The sequence below is a fragment of the Bradyrhizobium sp. HKCCYLS1011 genome (genome assembly GCF_051167795.1).
Lineage (GTDB): Bacteria > Pseudomonadota > Alphaproteobacteria > Rhizobiales > Xanthobacteraceae > Bradyrhizobium.
In genome coordinates this window covers 1-19881 of sequence record NZ_JBNPTT010000018.1, presented here as the reverse complement: position 1 = coordinate 19881, position 19881 = coordinate 1, and the positions used below count along the sequence as shown (strand labels likewise).

General features: G+C 63.1%; 7 protein-coding genes. 5 read left to right on the top strand and 2 right to left on the bottom strand.

Translation table 11 applies throughout. The annotated features are described in order from the left end of the window. Positions 1 to 78 precede the first annotated feature (78 nt). Entirely contained in the window at positions 79 to 1098 is a 1020-nt protein-coding gene (locus ACQR1W_RS38930) for an NADP-dependent oxidoreductase (protein ID WP_434855730.1), read from the top strand. A gap of 20 nt (positions 1099 to 1118) precedes the next feature. Here ACQR1W_RS38930 and ACQR1W_RS38925 read toward each other — a convergent pair whose 3' ends face one another. Both ACQR1W_RS38925 and ACQR1W_RS38920 read right to left on the bottom strand, forming a co-directional pair. Next, on the bottom strand, positions 1119 to 2336 hold the full coding sequence (locus tag ACQR1W_RS38925; RefSeq protein WP_434855729.1) for an MFS transporter: 1218 nt from the start codon (positions 2334 to 2336) through the stop codon (positions 1119 to 1121). Between the two features lie 106 nt (positions 2337 to 2442). Continuing rightward, positions 2443 to 3207 carry a thioesterase II family protein gene (locus tag ACQR1W_RS38920; RefSeq protein WP_434855728.1) on the bottom strand — a complete coding sequence of 255 codons (765 nt, stop codon included), beginning with the start codon at positions 3205 to 3207 and terminating at the stop codon, positions 2443 to 2445. Between the two features lie 342 nt (positions 3208 to 3549). Between ACQR1W_RS38920 and ACQR1W_RS38915 the strand changes: the two genes are divergently transcribed. The 4 genes from ACQR1W_RS38915 to ACQR1W_RS38900 all read left to right on the top strand — a co-directional run. Next, positions 3550 to 3777 carry an MbtH family protein gene (locus ACQR1W_RS38915; RefSeq protein WP_434855727.1) on the top strand — a complete coding sequence of 76 codons (228 nt, stop codon included), beginning with the start codon at positions 3550 to 3552 and terminating at the stop codon, positions 3775 to 3777. Positions 3778 to 4174: 397 nt separating this feature from the next. Continuing rightward, complete coding sequence (locus tag ACQR1W_RS38910) at positions 4175 to 6370, top strand: AMP-binding protein (protein WP_434855726.1); 2196 nt, start codon at positions 4175 to 4177, stop codon at positions 6368 to 6370. A gap of 279 nt (positions 6371 to 6649) precedes the next feature. Next, on the top strand, positions 6650 to 14314 hold the full coding sequence (locus tag ACQR1W_RS38905; protein ID WP_434855725.1) for an amino acid adenylation domain-containing protein: 7665 nt from the start codon (positions 6650 to 6652) through the stop codon (positions 14312 to 14314). Further along, positions 14314 to 19881 (top strand): amino acid adenylation domain-containing protein (locus ACQR1W_RS38900; protein WP_434855724.1); only part of this gene is annotated, 5568 nt, incomplete at its 3' end. The genes ACQR1W_RS38905 and ACQR1W_RS38900, both read left to right, overlap by 1 nt.

Here is a 19881-nt window from a genome sequence, read left to right as displayed (position 1 = left end):
TGACAATCGGATCAGTGCTCCGCTTATATGGAGCAGTGCTCCGCTCGGAGTATCACAGTTTCGAGGAAGGACAAAGCGATGCCGGCACGCATGATGAAGGCCATCCGACAGCATGAATTCGGCGGCCCTGACGTGCTGCGCTATGAAGATGCACCGATCCCCGACGTGAGGTCAGGTGAGGTCCGCGTTCGCGTTCATGCGGTCGGCCTCAATCCACCCGATTGGTACTTGCGCGACGGCTACAAGATGCTTCCGCCGGAGTGGCGGCCGCCGGTGCAGTTTCCCGTCATTCTGGGGACCGACATTTCGGGCGTCGTCGAGGCGGTTGCCGATGACGTGAAGGACTTCTCCGTCGGAGACGAGGTCTACGCCATGGTCCGCTTTCCCAGAGGCCTTGCCGGGGACAGCCGAGCGTATGCCGAGTACGTCACGGTGCCGGCGTCGGAGGTGGCGCGGAAGCCTGTCGGCATCGATCACGTCCACGCCGCGGGGGCGCCGATGTCGCTGCTCACCGCGTGGCAGTTCATGATTGCGCTCGGGCACAATGAGCCGAACCCGCTGCAGCCGAACAGGCATGAGCCGGTGCCGCTTAGGGATAGGATTGTGCTGGTCAACGGGGCCGCGGGCGGCGTGGGGCATTTCGCCGTGCAGATCGCCAAATGGAGGGGCGCGCGCGTGATCGCGACAGCATCAGGCAAGAACGACGCGTTCCTGCGCGATCTCGGTGCGGACGAATTCATCGACTATACGAAGACCAATCCCGAGAACGTTGTCCGTAGCGTCGATCTCGTCATCGACGCTGTCGGCGGCCCGACGACCGGGCGTTTCCTGCGCACGCTCAAGCGCGGCGGCGCATTGTTTCCGATCTTCCCACTTGGCTTCTCCGACGGCGAGGAGGCGGCGAAGCTCGGTGTGACGGTTTCGGCAACCCAGGTGCGTTCGAGCGGCGCGCAGCTTGCGGAAGTAGCTCGCGTGCTCGATGACGGCACCATCCGCGTCGCCATCGACAGCACATTCCCACTCGCGGATGCCCGTAAGGCGCACGAGCGAGCCGCCAAGGGGCACATCCAGGGCAAGATCGTGCTCACAGTTGAATGAGCACATCACTGGCTTCGTGGCTAATACTGTTTGACCGCGGCGCCCAGCACGACCCAAACGAGCGTCGCGAGCAGACCGAGGGCGCCGAGCACCAGGAATGTCGACGAATATCCGATCCAATGCGCCACCCAGCCGCCGAGTGCCGGACTGAATGCGGCGCCGATGCCTTGGACGGTGATGACAGCACCTTGCGCGAGATTCACCCGGCCTGTTCCATAGAGCGAGCGCGTTACCATGCCGGGGACGGCGACGCTTTGCAGGCCGGTGCCGACGCCGTCGAGGATTTCGACGGGCACCACGCCCCACCAGCCATTGAGCAGATAGGCGAGGATGCCGCGCAGCGGCAGCACGAGGAACGACACCAGCATGATCAGCCAATAATTGCGCTTTTCCGCCACGCGCATCGCGACGATCGACGCGACGACCATGACGCCTTGCGCGATCACGATCGTCGTGGCGACGAAGCCCGGACCATTCGCCTTGCCATCGGAAACCGCCGAGATGCCGAAGAACGGCATGATCGCGGCGTTGCCGAGATGGAAGACCGCCAGTGCAAGTCCGAGCACCAGAAGCGGCTTATGCCGAAGCAGCACCGTCAGCCCGCTGGGGTGGCTCTCCGGGTCGTCTTCCTTGCTGCCGCGCGCCGCACGATCGTTGATGGAACTCGACTGGATCAAGAGCACGCATGCGACCGTGATGGCGCCGAACAGCGCCGACAGCGCAAACACCCAGAAATAGCCGAACTGCCAGCCGAGCAGCCCGGACGCCGCCGCGCCGATCATATTGCCGGAGTGGTTGAAGGCCTGGTTACGGCCGTTCTGCCGATTGAAGCCCTTCTGTCCGACCATGCCGAGCGTAATGCCGGTCACGGCCGGCACAATCGCTGCGCCGGCGAGCGATGTTGCGACTTGAGAGGCGGCGACGGCCCAGAAGTTTTGCGACAGCAAGATCACGGAGGAGGCCAGCACCACGGCCATTCCCGGCACGATCACCCAGGCGCGCTTGTGGCGGGAGGCATCGATGAAGCCGCCGATCGGCGTGGTGATCAGCATGCCGGCGACATTGCCGATGCTCATCGCGGTTCCAATCAAGCCGCTGGTCCAGCCGCGCTCGATCAGAAATACGCCGAGGAAGGGACCGATGCCCGACTGCATGTCGGCCATGAAGAAGTTGACGGCGAGCAGGGGCCACAGGCGAGCCGCTTGGCTGTCGTGTGGCGGTCGCCGGCTTCTGCTCATCGATGTCGAGGTCCGATCTCGGGTTTAAAGCAACACAATGTCGATAACGACATGCGCCCGATCGGGTTCAACAATGGCACAGTGTGCGTTCGGCCCGCGCCTGGCGTCAGTGGCTGTGCTGCTCGGCTGCAACAGCTTCCAGCAGATCTCGCTTCAAGGGCAGGACGACATTCCCAGCGCTGTCGCCAATAAAGAAGTGATCACCTGGAAACATGCGTACCGTGCACCGGCCCGTCGTCTGCTCGCCCCAGGCGAGCAGCGCCTCTTTGCTTGTCTCCTTGTCCCTCAATCCGCCATAGGCTGCGATCGGAACCGACAGGCGCGGACGATTCGGGGGCTGATAGGTCTCACAGGCGCGGAAGTCGCTGCGCAAGATCGGCAGCATCAATTCGAGCAGGTCTGGCGTACCAAACACCTCTGGAGGCGTGGCCCCGAGTTCACGAAGATGCGTGAGGAATTCGGCGTCGGGCGCGTCATGCGTCGCCGCGGACAAGCGTGGAACTCTTGGTGCACGATGGCCGCACACAATGAGCAGCGATGGCATCGGCAGACGTCGCTCTGCAAGCAGATGACATGTCTCGAACGCAACGAGGCTTCCCATGCTGTGACCGAGCAGCGCAAATGATCCGCTCCGACAGCGACCGATCTCCTCGACGGTCGATTGCGCGAGTTGTCCAATGGTGTCGAGCAGCGGTTCGTTGATCCGGGTTCCGTGTCCGGAATATTCGACTGCGCAAACTTCGATGCCAGGCTGCAACTGATCTTGCCAGCTGCGGAATAATTTTCCGGTTCCGCCTGCATGCGGGAAACAATAGAGGCGAACGTGCATTGGTGTTGTTCGTCTCGAAGACTCTGCATCAAACACCGGCATGAGTTCTCCAATGCTTCGTTTCTGCTCTTGTCCACATCATCTCGCCGCCGACATTTGTTCCGTCGTCATTGAGTTGTCGCATCGATAGTAAGATCGCTTGCAGATCAATTTGCATGATCCAACTGCTTCTTATTACGAAATACATGCAAGCAACCTGCAGATGTATCGTTAGAATCGTACTTAGATCATCAAAACACGGCGATATGATCGCGCGTGCCACCAATTTGTACATTTGTTAGGGTCAATGTGAGCGCGTGGTGTTAACTAATCGCGCCGCCGGTTCTTGGCAGCGCGAATCTTTCGATCAACGGTTTAGGTCGGCAATAAGAGTGAGATGTTCCGATGCCCATGCAGAGCGAGTCAAACGAAGAGATCTATCTCGTTGTCATAAACGGCGAAGAACAATATTCGATCTGGTCCGCGGAGAAGGCGGTTCCGGCCGGCTGGCGGGAAGTCGGCAAGCGCGGCCCTAAGGCGGAATGCCTGCAATATATTGAAGATGTCTGGACCGACATGAGGCCGTTGAGCTTGCGCAAGCGTATGGCCGAGGGTGCAGAGCGCGGGATGTGACATCCGGTCGCAAGAGATACAATCAAGAGTCGAGTAGTAAAAATGTGATTTTTGCGCACTTTGCGTAAACCTGAATGGTGATGCGCGTCGTGCGTAATAGTGCCGTCAAGATGGAGGATTAATCATGAGTACGGCTGGTGGTGTCCCAAATGTGGGAGCAGTCACGCGGTGACATATCCTCCTAATCGTGTTGCGACCCGTTCCGTCGGATCCTCGAGAAGAGTTTCCAGCGTGAAGGTCTCGGTCCCGTTCCAAATCGGAAGTCCCGAGAGCGGGGTTGCTGCGTAGGCTGCGTAAAGCCGACATCTGCGCTGGTGCATTTGGTCGCAGCCAATCTCAGCGCGCTCTGTCAAATCACGACGTTTGTCGGTCGCCGTCTCCGGCGGTGATCGAGGCGATGAATCGTGCCTGCCATCAGAGGGTGGCAGGCATCATCGAGGATTTCGGCCGGGAGTACATGCCGATGATGGATTCGAGCAATGCGGTCACGATAGTCGAGGCACTACGATGGAACGCGCGCCATGCGCCAGAACGGCTTGCCTTACGCTTCCTTCCTGTGTCGTCGGCACGGATCGATCTCAATTTTGCTGAGCTCGATCTCGCTGCTGTCCGAATAGCGAGCAGTTTGAGAGCGAGAGGCATTGGTCGCGGTGATCGCGTGTTGATGATCTACCCGCCTGGTCTCGACTTCGTAGTTGCATTCTTCGCTACGCTTTACGCCGGGGCGATTGCTGTGCCGTTGAGCCCGCCTCGAAGGTCGGGAAGCAGTCAGATCATCGCAGCGCTGATCGATAATGCTGAGCCGACCACGATCCTGACGTCATCGCATTTGGAGCCGCGGATCGGCAGCATCCTGTCCGAGCTGAATTGTGCGATCGAGATGTTTGTAACCGATCTCCTTCCGGCCGACGAGGTTCACAGCGACGACGTGGTTATGCCGTCGCCGGACGAGGTCTGCGTCCTGCAATACACCTCAGGTTCGACCGGAATTCCTCGCGGCGTCACGGTGACGCATGGGAACGCTGCACGGAACGCCTTCTTGCTCGGCAGGCAAACTGCGCTGGATAATCAGTCGGTCTGGGTCAGCTGGGTCCCGCATTTCCATGATCTCGGCCTGTTCGGCGGACTCTGCACGCCCATCTATAACGGCATCACGTCGGTCCTGATGCCTCCGGCGGCGTTCGTCGCCCGTCCGGTGCGATGGCTCGAGGCGATCTCGCAGTATGGCGGGACCGTCAGTATCGCGCCGAACTTCGCCTATGATCTGTGTCTTCGTCAGATTTCGGAAGAGGAGTGCGCCGGTCTCGATTTGCGTCATTGGGCTGTTGCAGGGTGTGGCGCCGAGCCGATCAAGCCGCAGACCATGAACGGTTTTGCGAACCGCTTCGGTCGTTATGGATTGAGGCCTCAATCGATGTGCCCGTTTTACGGTCTCGCAGAAGCAACGCTGCTGGTGTCCGGCGGCCCGGTCGGAATAGGGCAGACCACCACCGTCGTTTCATCATCGGCTATCCGGCAACATAGCTTGATGCCGGCCCGGGATCAGCACGATGCGTATAGCGTTCCCTCCTGCGGCGTACCGTCGCCCGAACACCGCATTTTGATCGTTGATCCGGAGACGAGGCAGCGCTGCGCGCCTGACAATGTCGGTGAAATCTGGATCGACGGCTCCACGACGGGACCCGGTTATTGGCGTAACCCGGAGGAGACTGCGCGCGTGTTCGAAGCCCGGCTCGCCACCGGAGAGGGGCCGTTCTTGCGAACGGGTGACCTCGGCTTCATGCGCGACGGAGCGCTCTACGTGAGCGGCCGCATCAAGGACGTCATGATCATTCGCGGCCAAAATCTTTATCCGCAGGATCTCGAAACGAAGGCCCGCGATACCGCCTCCGAAATTGCGGAAGCCGCCGCTTTTACTTTATCCGATCAGGTGACCGAGCGCGCCGTGCTGGTGATCGAGGAGCCGAAGCGGGCGGTGGGCGACGCTGAATCTCTTCTGGAGAACGTGCGGGCGGCCATTTCCGCCAGCAGCGGAATTGACCTCGACCGCATCGTGTTGACGCGTCACCGTGCGCTTCCGAAAACATCGAGCGGCAAGATCCAAAGGTCCAGGACTCGCGAGATGCTGCTCGATGGATCGTTGCCGATCCGTGCGGAGTGGCGCAGTGAGGATGAACTCGCATCGATGAAGGGCGATCAAATCGACGCGATCGAACTGTTGCTCGAGCTGAGGGAGCAGGGAGAAGCGAATCAGATCCGATCGATCAAGAATTACTTGGCTCAAGTCCTCGGCGATCTGATCGGAGTCAATATCGATGATCTTGATCGCCGCGAGACGCTTATGTCCTTGGGCGTGACCTCGCTCGGACTCATGAAAATCAAGAGCAGACTCGAGAGCGATTTCATGATCGAAATCGACCCTGGAATGCTGTGGCAGGACTGCAGCTGCGCCGATCTGGCGGAGGCACTGCGCGTGCGGCTGCGTGGTTCTCCGCTTTGGGCCAACGCGGATGCCGTGCAGCGCCTCGCCGACGAGGTGGCTCGGATGGGCGACGAAGATGTCGCGCGCGAGATAGGCTCACATGCGGTCTGATTGACCGGTGCACTCGATTTCTCGGCGTTACATCGAACGACGAGAACGACTGCGCCGAGGGGCAGGAGCGCAAGACCACCGCCGGCGATGATGATCTGAGATCGTGATCGCTCATATGACAGCCAATGCTTGAGCCGTTGCCGCGCGGACGGCGCGTCAGGCCGAGTATCCGAGCTTAGGAGCAGACGACCAATGGACTTGTCGACGCACGAGATTTCTCCCGAGACTACGTCAATAAATACAACTAAAGATAGAAGAAGGGAGCTGTTGCGACGAAAGGTGAGGCGTAGTCTGGAGCATCTGTCGAACCGCATTCCGACGGTTTCGCGCGAGCTGCAGCTGCCTCTTTCCTTTGCGCAGGAGCGGCTCTGGTTCCTGGACCGCCTGGGCCGGCTAGGGCCGGCCTATCACATCGGTCTGGCGGTCCGTCTGACGGGTGCGTTGGATCCCGTTGCGCTATCGGCGGCGCTGACCGAGGTCGTGCGGCGACACGAAGCCATCCGTACCCGCATCGTGATGCGAGATGGTACGGCCAGCCAGCAGATCGATCCGCCTTGGCGCATTGATCTTGTTGCCGAGCCGGTTGGGCATGCTCAAGCTAAGCAACGAACACGCGGTCTGATGGAGGAGCCATTCGATCTCACCCGTGATCGTCTCCTGCGTGTCGCACTGTTGAGCCTCGACGCGCAGGATCACGTCCTGGCGCTGTCGATGCACCACATCATCTCTGACGGCTGGTCCGTCGGTGTGCTGTTCCGCGAGCTCGCAGCACTTTACGGCGCATATTCGTCAGGCCGTGGCTCGCCTCTGGCTGAGCTGCCGATTCACTACGCGGACTATGCCGTCTGGCACCGACAATGGGTGGCGACGCGCGTGCAGCAGCCGCAACTCGCTTATTGGCGCGAGCGGCTCGCGGACGCTCCGGCGGGCTTAGAGATGCCGACCGATCGGCCGCGCCCGGCCGCGCAAAGCTTCCGCGGCGCGAAGCATCAGTTTGTGCTCGATCGCGAGCTCACCAGCGCGCTGACTGTATTGGCGCGGCGTGAAGGCGCGACGTTGTTCATGGTGCTGCTCGCGGGCTTCAAGGCGCTGTTGGCGCGATGGAGTGGCCAAAACGACATTGTTGTAGGAAGTCCAATCGCTGGACGTGTAGGCGTCGAGACCGAGCAGCTGATCGGATTCTTCGTGAACATGTTGGCTCTGCGGAGCGATCTCGCGGATGATCCATCGTTTCGGGCCCTGGTGCAACGTGTCAAGCAGACCGCGCTTGGCGCCTATGCCCATCAGGATCTTCCATTTGAGCAGGTCGTCGACGCCCTGCAGCCGGTGCGTGACCTCAGCCGGCAGCCGATCTTCCAGACCGTCTTCGTATTGCAGGACGTCTCGCTCGAACAGATGACGCTTCCCGGCCTTGAGGTCGAACGCTTCGATGATGAGGAGATCGCGGCGAGGTTCGACATCGAGCTTGCGATGACGGAGGTGGACGGTCGGCTGGTCGGGTCGCTCGTCTATGCGACCGATCTGTTTGATGCCTCGACAGCGGGGCGGTTCGCATCCCACTTGATGCAGTTGCTCAAGGGTGCTGTCGCCGATCCGCAGGCACGGCTATCGCAATTGCGGTTGCTGTCGGACGCGGAACGCCAAGAGATTCTGGTCGATTGGAATTCGACGACCGCGACGCAGCCGGTTTACCCGACTTTGCACGAGCTGTTCGCTGCCCAGGCGAGGCGGACGCCGAACGCGCCTGCGCTGATCTGCCGCGGCGAGGAGTTGAGCTATGCCGAGCTCGACCGCCGGACCAATCAGGTGGCCCGCCATCTCCGCAAGCTTGGGGTCGCCGCCAACAGCATCGTCGGACTCTGCCTCGAACGGTCGTTCGATGTGGTGGTCGGGGTGCTCGGCATCCTGAAAGCGGGCGCGGCCTATTTGCCGCTGGATCCCAACTATCCCTCCGAGCGGCTTGCATACATGATTGCCGATGCGCAGGTACCGCTGGTGCTTACGCAGAGCGCGCTGGTCGATCGGATTCCGCCCGACCATGCCAAGCTCATGTGTCTCGACGAGAGCTGGCCCGATATTGTGCGCCTGCCGACCGATGCGCCGGCCGCCGTCGTCGACCCTGCCGATCTGGCCTATGTGATCTATACCTCGGGATCCACCGGACAGCCGAAGGGCGTCATGATTCCGCATGCCGGCGCGGCGAATCTGGCCGAGGCGCAGCTCGCCCCGTTGCAGATCGCACCAGGAAGCCGGGTCCTGCAGTTTGCATCCCTCAGCTTCGACGCAGCCGTCTGGGAATTGCTGATGACCTGGCGAACCGGCGGCGCGCTGGTGATCGCGGATCGTCACGAGATGCTGCCGGGCGAACCATTGGCCGCGCTTCTGCAGCAGCAACGGATCGGCACCGTTCTGCTGCCGCCTTCCGCGCTGGCAGCGCTGAAGCGGGAAGCGTTGCCGCATTTGAAGACGCTGCTCGTGGGCGGTGAAGCCTGCACCGGCGAACTGATCTCGCCCTGGCTTGGCGAGCGCGTCGTGCTCAATGCTTACGGACCGACAGAGGCAAGCGTCTGTACCACGGTGTTCCCCTGCGTGGGCGACCAGCGGACGCCGCCGATCGGCCGTCCGTTGGCGAACGCTCGCGTTTATGTGCTCGACGCGCATCTCGAGCCGGTTCCAGTTGGCGTGCCCGGTGAGCTCCATATCGGCGGGGCTGGATTGGCGCGCGGCTATCTGTTCCGCCCTGGTCTGACCGCCGAGCGCTTTGTGCCGAACCCATTTTCTTCTCCCGGTGAACGCTTGTACCGGACGGGCGATCTCGTGCGTTGGCGCGCCAATGGCGAGTTGGATTTTCTTGGACGCCTCGATCACCAGGTCAAGCTGCGCGGTTTCCGCATCGAGCTTGGTGAGATCGAAGCGGCCCTGCAATCGGAGCCTTGTGTCAAGCAGGCCGCGGTGATTGCGCGCGAGGACGCGCCAGGCAACAAGCGGCTCGTCGCCTATGTGGTGCCCGACCTTCAGCGGCTCAAAGCCGAGCGACGGCACCAGGACACGGCAGACGGCAACGACAGCGTCGCCCAGTGGCAGACGTTGTTCGACGAGACCTATGGCGTGACACCGGAGGCAAAGGCGCCAAGCTTCGTCGGCTGGAACAACAGCTACACCGGCGCGCCGATTCCCGAGCCGGAGATGGCCGAGTGGCTCACGGCCACCGTACAGCGTATCGCTGCATTGCAGCCTGAACGAGTCCTCGAAATCGGCTGCGGCGTTGGCCTTCTGCTACAGCACCTGGCGCCGATCAGTCGCGTCTATCGCGGCACCGATATTTCCGCGGCGGCAATCGGCAGTTTGCGAGCGTGGGCCAAACAGCGGAGCGAGCTCGCTCATGTCGAACTGGCCCAGCGCGAGGCGACCGCGCTGTCGGACATGGTGCCGGCGTCGGTCGACACCGTCATCATCAATTCGGTCGCGCAATATTTTCCGGATGCAAACTATCTGCGCGAGGTGCTCGCCGGTGCTTCGTCCCTGGTCACCGGCGGTGGCCGGATCTTCGTCGGCGATATCAGACATTTCGGTCTATTGACCGCGTTTCATGCCTCGATCCAGATCGCGCGTGCGAGCGCAAGCTCCCGCGCCGAGGAGATCATGACTCGTGCCGCGAACGCGGCAAAGCGGGAGACAGAGCTCGCGATCGACCCGGCGTTCTTCTTGGCGCTGCAAGATGACATTCCGAGGATCTCGGCAGTCGAGGTCCTGCTCAAGCGCGGACAATTCGATAACGAGCTCACCCGTTATCGCTACGACGTCATACTGCATATCGGGGGCGAGATGCCCCAGCCGCCAGCGCAATCGCTGGACTGGACGACGAGTTCGCTCGCCGAGCTTGCCGCCATGCTTGGCGGGCCACGTCCCGCGAGCATCGCGTTGCTGCGGGTGCCGAACCGGCGTCTGGCGCAGCACCTGGCCCAGCTGCAATGGCTGCAATCCCGCGAACCTGGTTCCAGGCTTGCCACGCTGTCGGCTGTCGAGGCGGATCTTATGCTGGTTGGTGAGGATCCCGAAGCCTTCTGGGCACTCGGTGAACAGCACGGCTATGATGTGCGCGTGAGCTGGACATCGGCGTCGCCGGATGGTGGCTTCGATGTTGTCTTCGTCGAGCGCAGCCGGAGTGCAGTACCCATCCAGCTGCCGCAGCTGCTGCGCCGACCCGATCGCGCTCACGCCAATGATCCCGGCGCGGCAGCGCTGCCTCACCGGCTCGGTCAGCGTCTGCGCCACGCGCTGCAGCGCCGATTGCCGGATCACATGGTGCCGGCAGCGATCGTAACGCTCGAGGCCATGCCGCTCACACCGGCCGGCAAGATCGATCGCATCGCGCTGCCGGCGCCGGAAGGCCGGCCCGAGATCGGCCGGCTCGTCGCGCCGCGCACGCCGAGCGAGCAGATCCTGGCGTCGATCTGGTGCGACATCCTGAAACTCGATCAGGTGGGCGTCGACGACAACTTCTTCGAGCTCGGCGGGGACTCGATCCAATCCATCCAGGTCGTGGCTCGCGCCAACCGGGCGGGACTGAAGCTGACCTCGCGACAGATTTTCGAGCACCAAACCATTGCGGCGCTTGCTGCCGCGGCCGCGTCGTCGGCCCCTGCATCTGCGCCTGACGAGGTTGCGCTGGCATCGCCGCGCGAAGCGGCTGACCTCCGGCCGGGCTTCCGGATCGGCGACATCTCCGATGCCGATCTGGAGCGCGTCCGTCGGGCCGCCGGCGATGATGCGCTGGTCGAAGACATCTATCCGCTGACGCCGACGCAGCAGGGCATGCTGTTCCACAGCCTCTATGAGCCGGAGTCGCGGACTTATGTCACGACGCTGAGTTGCCGTCTTGTCGGCCAGCTTGATGTCGACGCATTCCGCCGCGCGTGGGAAGCTGTCGTCGCGCGCCACACGGTGCTGCGCTCAGCCTTTGTCGGCCAGGATTTGACGGTGCCGCTGCAGGTGGTGTTGCGCGAGGCGGTGCTGCCGTTCGCCTATTATGATTGGCGCAGCCTTTCTGCGGTTGAGCAGGAGGCGCAGCTCGCGGCTCTGGAGACCGAAGACACCAGACCTTTCGATTTTGCGCGTCCGCCGCTGATGCGCCTGTCGCTCGGCCGGGTTGGGAATCAAGACCACCGTCTGCTGTGGTGCTGTCATCACATTCTCTTCGACGGCTGGTCGATCCCCATCCTTCTGAATGAGGTCTTCGCCGTCTATGCTGCGCTGTCTCGGGGCGAGCAGCCGCAGCTGACGCCGGTGCCTCCATTCCGTGACTACATCTCCTGGCTGCAGCGGCAGGACATGGCGGTAGCCGAAGCCTATTGGCGCCAGCGGCTCGCCGGTTTTGAGGCACCCACAGCTCTGGGATTCGGTCATGTGTCGCACGTGGCGTCCGACCAGGATCGATACGCCGAGCATGACAAGAAGCTGCCGGTCGGCATCGACGCATTGGAGAGTTTCGCGCGCCGGCATCGGCTGACGATCAACACGGTGGTGCAGGGGGTGTGGGCGCTGCTGCTCGGTCGTTACAGCGACAGCAGCGATGTCGTGTTCGGGGTCACCGTATCGGGTCGTCCGGCTGATCTGCCTGAGGTGGAGCGCACGGTCGGGCTTTTCATCAACACGCTGCCATTGCGCGTCGCGCTACCGAGTGAGCGGTTAGTGAAAGACTGGTTGCGCGGCATCCAGGCGCGGCAGACTGAGCTGACGGACTATCAGTACAGCCCGCTTGCGGAGGTGCAGCGCTGGAGCGAGGTGCCAGCTGGAACGCGGCTGTTCGAGAGCATCGCGGTGTTCGAGAACTACCCGGACGAGATGTCGGCAGGAGGTGGAGAGCGGGCTATCCGTATGGACATGATCCGCGCGGTCAATCGCATCAACTATCCACTCGCGCTGCAAGTCGCCATTGGCGAAGCGCCGACGATGAAGATCATGTACGACGCCGGCCGCTTTGATCGCGACGCGATCGCGCGCCTTGCCGGCCATTTTGCGCGGCTGCTGGGCGAGATCGTCGCCGATCCCGCGCGGCCGGTGGCGGCGCTGTCGCCGCTCGGCGAGGACGAGCGGCATCAGGTGGTGAGCGCGTTCAACGCCACCGCGGCGAACACCCCGCAAGGCCTGCTGCATGCGCCGTTCGCGGCCCAGGCGGCACGGACGCCGGAGAAGATCGCGCTGCGCTTCGAGGACGCAACGCTCAGCTACGGCGAGCTCGACCGCCGCGCCAACCAGCTGGCGCATCATCTGCAGCAGCTCTGCGTCGGCCCCGATGTCGTGGTCGGCGTCCTGGCCGAGCGCTCGTTCGAGATGGTGGTGGCGCTGTTCGGCATCCTCAAGGCCGGCGGGGCCTACCTGCCGCTCGACCCCGGCTATCCGGCCGAGCGGCTGGCCTACATGCTCGATGATGCCAAGGCGCCGATGCTGCTGACGCAGGAGAGGCTCATCGACCGTCTGCCAGCAAGCGAGGCGACCGTGCTTCAGCTCGACGCCGACTGGCCGGAGATCGCGCGTCATCCGGAGACAGCACCGGTAAGTGACTGTTCTCCCGACAACCTCGCTTACGTGATCTACACCTCCGGCTCGACGGGTAAGCCCAAGGGGGTGATGAACGCCCATCGCGGCATCGTCAACCGGCTGGCCTGGATGCAGGACGCCTATCGACTGACGTCTGACGACCGGGTGCTGCAGAAGACGCCGTTCGGCTTCGACGTCTCGGTGTGGGAGTTCTTCTGGCCCTTGGCGCACGGCGCCGAGCTGGTGATCGCGCGCCCCGGCGGCCACCAGGATCCGGCCTATCTGGCTGAGCTGATCGACCAGACCGGCGTCACCATCCTGCACTTCGTGCCGTCGATGCTGCAGGCGTTCCTGGAGGCGGCGGATCTCTCTCGCTGCGGCAGTCTGCGCGACACCATCTGCAGCGGCGAGGCGCTGGCTGTGGAGACGCAGAACCGCTTCCTCAGCCTGCTCCCCTCGTGCCGGCTGCACAACCTCTATGGCCCGACCGAGGCAGCGGTCGATGTCAGCGCCTGGCGGTGCCGGCTTGATCCAGCAGCGACGCAGGTGCCGATCGGCCGTCCGATCAGCAACATCCAGCTCTATGTGCTGGACCATCGGTTGGAGCCGGTTCCGATCGGCGTAGCCGGCGAGCTCTATATCGGCGGGATCGGTGTCGCCCGCGGCTATCTCGGACGACCCGCGCTGACCGCCGAGCGCTTCGTGCCAAATCCGTTCGCATCCGGCGAGCGTCTGTACCGCACCGGGGATCTGGCGCGCTGGCGCCCTGACGGCGCGCTCGACTATCTCGGCCGCATCGACCATCAGGTGAAGCTGCGCGGCTTCCGCATCGAACTCGGTGAGATCGAGGCGGCGCTGTCGGCGCATCAAGCTGTCGAGCAGGCGGCGGTGGTGGTGCGCGAGGACAGCGGTGAGCGCCGGCTGGTCGGCTATGTGACGATATGCGCCGAGGCGCCGTTCGAGGCGGACGCACTGCGCCGGCATCTGCAGCAGATGCTGCCGGATCACATGGTGCCGTCGGCGATCGTCAGGCTCGACCGCCTGCCGCTGTCGCCGAACGGCAAGCTCGACCGCAACGCGCTGCCGGCGCCCGATTGGCAGGGCAGCACAGAGATCATCGCGCCACGCAACGCCACGGAAGAAGCCCTTGCTGCGATCTGGCGTGAGGTGCTCAAGCGCGACCACATCTCCGTCACCGACAACTTCTTCGCGCTCGGCGGTGATTCGCTGTCAGCGACACGTGCGATCGCCCGCGTGCAAAGGGAGTTGCAGGTGACAGTGCCGCTCAGGGCGATGTTCGAGACCGCGACTCTCAGCCAGCTTGCCGACCGGGTCGACGTGCTCGGTTGGGCGAATGCGCGGCCGTCGGTGGTCGAAGCGGAGCTCGAGGAAGGAATCATCTGATGATCGAAAATCTGCTCTCCGTGCTGCGGCGCGACGGTGTCCAGATTTGGTCCGAGAACGGTCAGGTGCGTTACCGCGCACCTCGGGGCGTGATGACACGGGAACGGATCGCCGAAATCCGCGCACGCCAGCAGGAAATCACAACATTCCTCGAAGAAGTCCGCTCGCTGGGCAGCGAGCTACCGCCGATCGTATCTCAACGCACGGGCGAATTGCCGTTGTCATTTGCCCAGGAACGCCTCTGGTTTCTCGAGCAGTTCGGCGGCGTAGGATCCTCATACAACATCGCGGTCGCCATTCGGCTGGAAGGCACGCTCGATACGAAAGCCCTCGAGCTGGCCCTGGCCGAAATCGTTCGACGCCACGAAATCTTGCGGACCCGGTTCGAGACCGTCAGGGGGCGCGGGATCCAGGTCATCGAGCCTCCAACGTCGTATCGGCTCGACCTCGTCGACCTGTCACGTCTTCCTGTGCATATGCAGAGCGCGGAAGCGGATCGCCAACGCCGCGACCATGCCGCTGAACTGTTCGATCTCAGCGCGACGCCGCCGTTCCGCACCCGGTTGATCCGTCTTGCGCCTGAACGTCACCTCCTGCTGCTCGCCGTCCATCACATCATTTCCGATGCTTGGTCGTCGGAGGTGCTGATTGGCGAAGTCACCACGCTCTACCAGGCCTTCCGCGCGGGCAAGCCGTCCCCGCTCGAACCGCTGCCGGTGCAATATGCTGACTACGCAATCTGGCAACGGCAGTGGCTCTGCGGCGATGTGCTCGAACGACAGCTCTCCTATTGGACGGAGCGCCTGGCAGGCGCGCCTCCCCAGCTTGATCTGCCAACCGATCGGCCACGGCAATCAGGGGCAACCCTTGCCGGCGCCCATCATTGGTTTTCGGTCTCGCGACCGACCGTATCAGCACTTCGGAACCTGGCGCGGGAAGAAAATGCCACTCTCTTCATGGTGCTGCTGGCTGCATTTCAGCTGCTGCTGTCGCGCTACTGCGGTCAGTCGGACATTCTCATCGGCTCGCCGGTCGCCGGCCGGCGTCGCCACGAACTCCAGGATCTGATCGGCTTCTTCGCCAACATCCTGGTGCTGCGCGCAGACTGCTCCGGCCGTCAGAGCTTTAGAGACCTGTTGCGACAGGTCAAGACCACGGTGCTCGACGCCTATGCCCATCAGGACTTGCCATTCGAACGACTCGTCGAGGCGCTTCAGCCGGACCGCGAGATGGCCCGCCATCCGCTGGTCCAGGTCATGTTTGCGCTCCAACAGGCGCCGTTCGAGGGCCTCGTCATTCCCGGCTTGCAGCTCACGCCGATCCCCGCCGAGAACAAGCAAACTAAATTCGATCTGACTGTCCACGCCTATGATGCGAAACACAGCTTCGACGTCGCGATCGAATATGCGGCCGAATTGTTCGATCGGAGCACGATCGAGCGGCTGGGACGCCACCTTCATCAGTTGTTGGATGCGATCGTTGCCGATCCCGATTGCCGGATCCGCGATCTTCCGCTGCTCAGCGAGTTGGAACGCCGTGGGCTTGTTGTCGAACTGAACAACACGACACGACCCTATCCGGATGATCGGGGCTTGCACGAGATCTTTGCCGATCACGTCGCGCGCCGTCCGGATGCGGTCGCGGTGGACGATGGCACGCGCGTGATCAGCTATCGCGAGCTCAATGCCTGGAGCAACGGCATCGCAGTCGGGTTGTCCAGGCTCGGGGTGGGGCTTGGCGCTGCCGTCGGTCTCTCCGGCGAACGCTCCGCCGGCCTGATCGCCGGCATGATCGGGATCGTGAAGGCGGGCGGTTGCTATGTGCCGCTCGATCCGAACTACCCGGAGGACCGACTGGCGTTCATGGCCAAGGATGCCGGCCTGACCGCAGTCGTCGTTGCTCCCGGCGGATTCGCGCAGGCCGGGCTGCCGTTGCTAGATACGACCGACGCGCCCTACACCGAGGCGAAGCCTCCGGCTGCACTTGGCGCCGAGGCGGTGGCCTACATCATGTACACGTCGGGCTCGACCGGCGTGCCCAAGGGCATCGCTGTGCCGCATCGGGCCATTGCGCGCCTGGTGACCGGGACCAACTATATCGGTTTCTCGCCGGGCGACCGGGTGAGCCATCTATCCAGCCCGTCCTTTGATGCCGCGACGTTCGAATTGTGGGGCGCGCTGCTCAACGGCTGCAGCATCGTTGTCATTGATCGGGAGACGGCACTCGCACCGGCCAGACTGGCGACGGTGGTCAGGGAGCGACGTCTCGATGTCGTGTTCGTGACCACGGCGCTGTTCAACGGCCTGGCGCAGGAGGTCCCCGATGTTTTCGCGCAGGTGCGGGACGTGCTGTTCGGCGGCGAAGCGGCGAACCCGCACGCCGTACGCGCGGTGCTTGCGCGAGGAGCGCCGCAGAGACTGTTGAACCTGTATGGGCCCACCGAGGGCACGACCGTGAGCACCTGGATGGAGGTGAGCGCCGTCGCCGCAGACGCGCGGACGGTTCCCATCGGTGGGCCGATTGCCAACAGCACTTGCTACATCCTCGACGCCGCGCTTGCGCCCGTCGCCCTTGGCGTGGCTGGCGAGCTTTATGTGGGCGGCGCAGGCCTCGCCCATGGCTATTGGGGACGGCCGGCTCTGACGGCCGAAAAATTCATTCCTGATCCGTTTGGCCAGCCGGGTGGGCGCCTCTATGCGACCGGCGATATCGTGCGCCGCCGTGCCGATGGCTGCATCGAATATCTGATGCGACGCGACGGACAGGTGAAGATCCGCGGTTTCCGCATCGAGCTGAGTGAGATCGAAGCGGCATTGCGGCAGCATGATCGGGTCGCGCAAGCAACGGTCTTGGCACGCGAGGGCATCACCGGCAAGCAACTGGTTGCCTACGTAGCCGCAACTGCGGATCAGGCGGTCTCTGCAGATGCGCTGCGACAGCATTTGAGAAGCTCGCTCCCGGACTACATGGTGCCTTCGCATATCGTCATGCTCGAGTCCCTGCCGCTGACGGCGAACGGGAAGATCGACCGTGACGCCTTGCCGGAGCCGACCGCGTCGTCAGGGGATCAGCGCGCGGCGCCCGCAAGTGCCGTGCAGGAGCTTCTATTCGCGATCTGGTGCGACGTGCTGCAGGTGGAAGGTCCTGGCGTCGACGATAATTTCTTTGCATCGGGCGGCCATTCCTTGATCGCGGCGCAATTGATTGCCCGGATTAATGTCGCATTCCAGTCGGCCCTGCCGCTGCGTACCGTGTTCGAAGCGCCGACGATCCGGATGCTGGCGGTGAAGCTCGATCAGGCGCAACGGCAGCAGACAGGGCTGATTGCTCCGCCACTCGTCGCTGCGGCGCGGCCTCGGCCGCTTCCTTTATCATTCGCTCAGGAACAGCTCTGGTTTCTCGATCAGGTCGAGAGCGTGGGAGCGGCCTATAACATGGCCGGCGCGCTTCGACTTGAGGGCGTCTTGGATGTGTCTGTCTTGGAGCACGGCTTCTCCGAGATCGTGCGCCGCCATGAGAACCTGCGAACGCACTTTGAGCTGGTGGATGGCCATGGCGCTCAAGTGATCGAGGAGGCGCAACCTTTCGGAATCGCGCTTATCGATCTTTCTGCGCTGGAAAGCGAGGAGCAGCAAGTCGAGTTGCGGCTGCTGATGAATGATCACGCCAAGCAGCCCTTCGATCTTCGCACCGGACCGTTGCTGCGGGCGATGGTCGTCAAGCTGGGCGAGCGCGAGCATGTCTTGCTGATCAACATGCACCACATCGTCTCGGACGGCTGGTCGCTACGCGTGCTGCTTCGGGAGCTTGGGCTGCTCTATCGCGCCGAGATGGACGGGCAGTCTGCATCGCTGCCGAGCCTTACCGTTCAATACGCCGACTATGCGCTGTGGCAGCGCAGCTGGCTCGATGGCGACGTTCTCGGACGGTACATCGACTATTGGCGAAATCGGCTTGCCGATGCGCCGACGATACTCGAGTTGCCGACCGATCGGCCGCGGCCGCCTGTACAGTCCTTTGCCGGCGCGACAGTTCCATTCGTCATCTCGGGTCAGCTGCCCGCGCAGCTGACGGCGCTGGCGCGTTGCGAGGATGCGACCTTGTATATGGTTTTCCTCGCGAGCTTGTCACTGCTGCTTTCCCGCTACAGCGGTCAGCAGGACGTTCTTCTCGGGTCTCCGGTTGCAGGTCGTTCGCGGCCGGAGCTGGAAGACCTGACGGGGATGTTCGTCAACATGCTGGTCATGCGCTGCGAGCTGTCCGGCAATCCCACGTTCAAGGATCTGCTCGGTCGCATTAAGGAGACTGCGCTCGGGGCGTACTCGCACCAGGATCTTCCGTTCGGGAAGCTTGTCGACGCTTTGCAGCCGGAACGGGACCTATCGCGGCAGCCATTGTTCCAGGCCTGTCTGTCGTTCGAAAACATGCCGTTCGAATCCTTGGAGCTGCCGGATCTCAGCGTCAGCCGGATCGACGCCGACGAAGTGCATCTGACGACGAAATTCGACCTCACGCTGTATGTGCATGAGGGGCCGTCCGGCATCGCGTGTTCTCTCGAATATGCGACCGATCTGTTCGACCGCACCACGATCGAGCGCATGGTCGGCCATTTCATGCGACTTCTTGACGAAGTCGTCCAGGCGCCGGATCGGCGCTTGTCCGAATTTGAACTGCTGAGCGAAGCCGAACGGCGGCAGCTGATTGTGGACTGGAACGCGACGGCGGCGAGCTATCCGCAGGATGTCTGCCTGCATGAGCTGTTCGCCGCGCATGCCGCACGCCGGCCCGATGCCGTTGCTGTGGTGCTAGGGGATCAGGAGCTCTGCTATGGCGAGCTCGACCGCCGGGCCAACCAGCTGGCGCATCATCTGCGCGGACTTGGCGTCGGGCCCGACGTGATCGTCGGTCTCTGCGTGGAGCGCTCGCTCGACATGGTCGTCGGGATGCTCGGCATCCTCAAGGCCGGCGGGGCCTACCTGCCGCTCGACCCGCGCTATCCGGCCGAGCGGCTGGCCTACATGCTGGGGGATGCCAGGGTCCCGGTGCTGCTGACCCAGCGGGCGGTGGTGGAGCGTCTGCCGGCGTCCAGCGCCAGGCTGGTGCGGCTCGATGCCGATGGGCCGCTCATTGCCGAGCAGCCGGACACACTGCCCCTGAGCGGTGTCGATGCCGATCACCTGGCCTATGTGATCTACACCTCGGGCTCGACCGGCAGGCCCAAGGGGGTGATGATCAGCCATCGCGGCATCATGAACCTGGCCGATGCGCAGCTCTCACAGCTGCCGTTGGAGGAGACCGACCGGATCCTGCAGTTCGCCTCGCTCAGCTTCGATGCGGCGGTGTGGGACCTGGTGATGAGCTGGCGGGTGGGCGCGGCGCTGGTGCTGGCTGCCCAGCACGATTTGATGCCGGGCGAGCCGCTGCGCGAGCTGCTGCTGACGCAACGCATCACCACGGTGCTGCTGCCGCCGGCCGCGTTGGCGGCATTGCCTGTCACATCGTTGCCGGATCTGAAGACGCTGCTGGTCGGCGGCGAGGCGTGCGCGGCGGAGCTGTTGCGGCCCTGG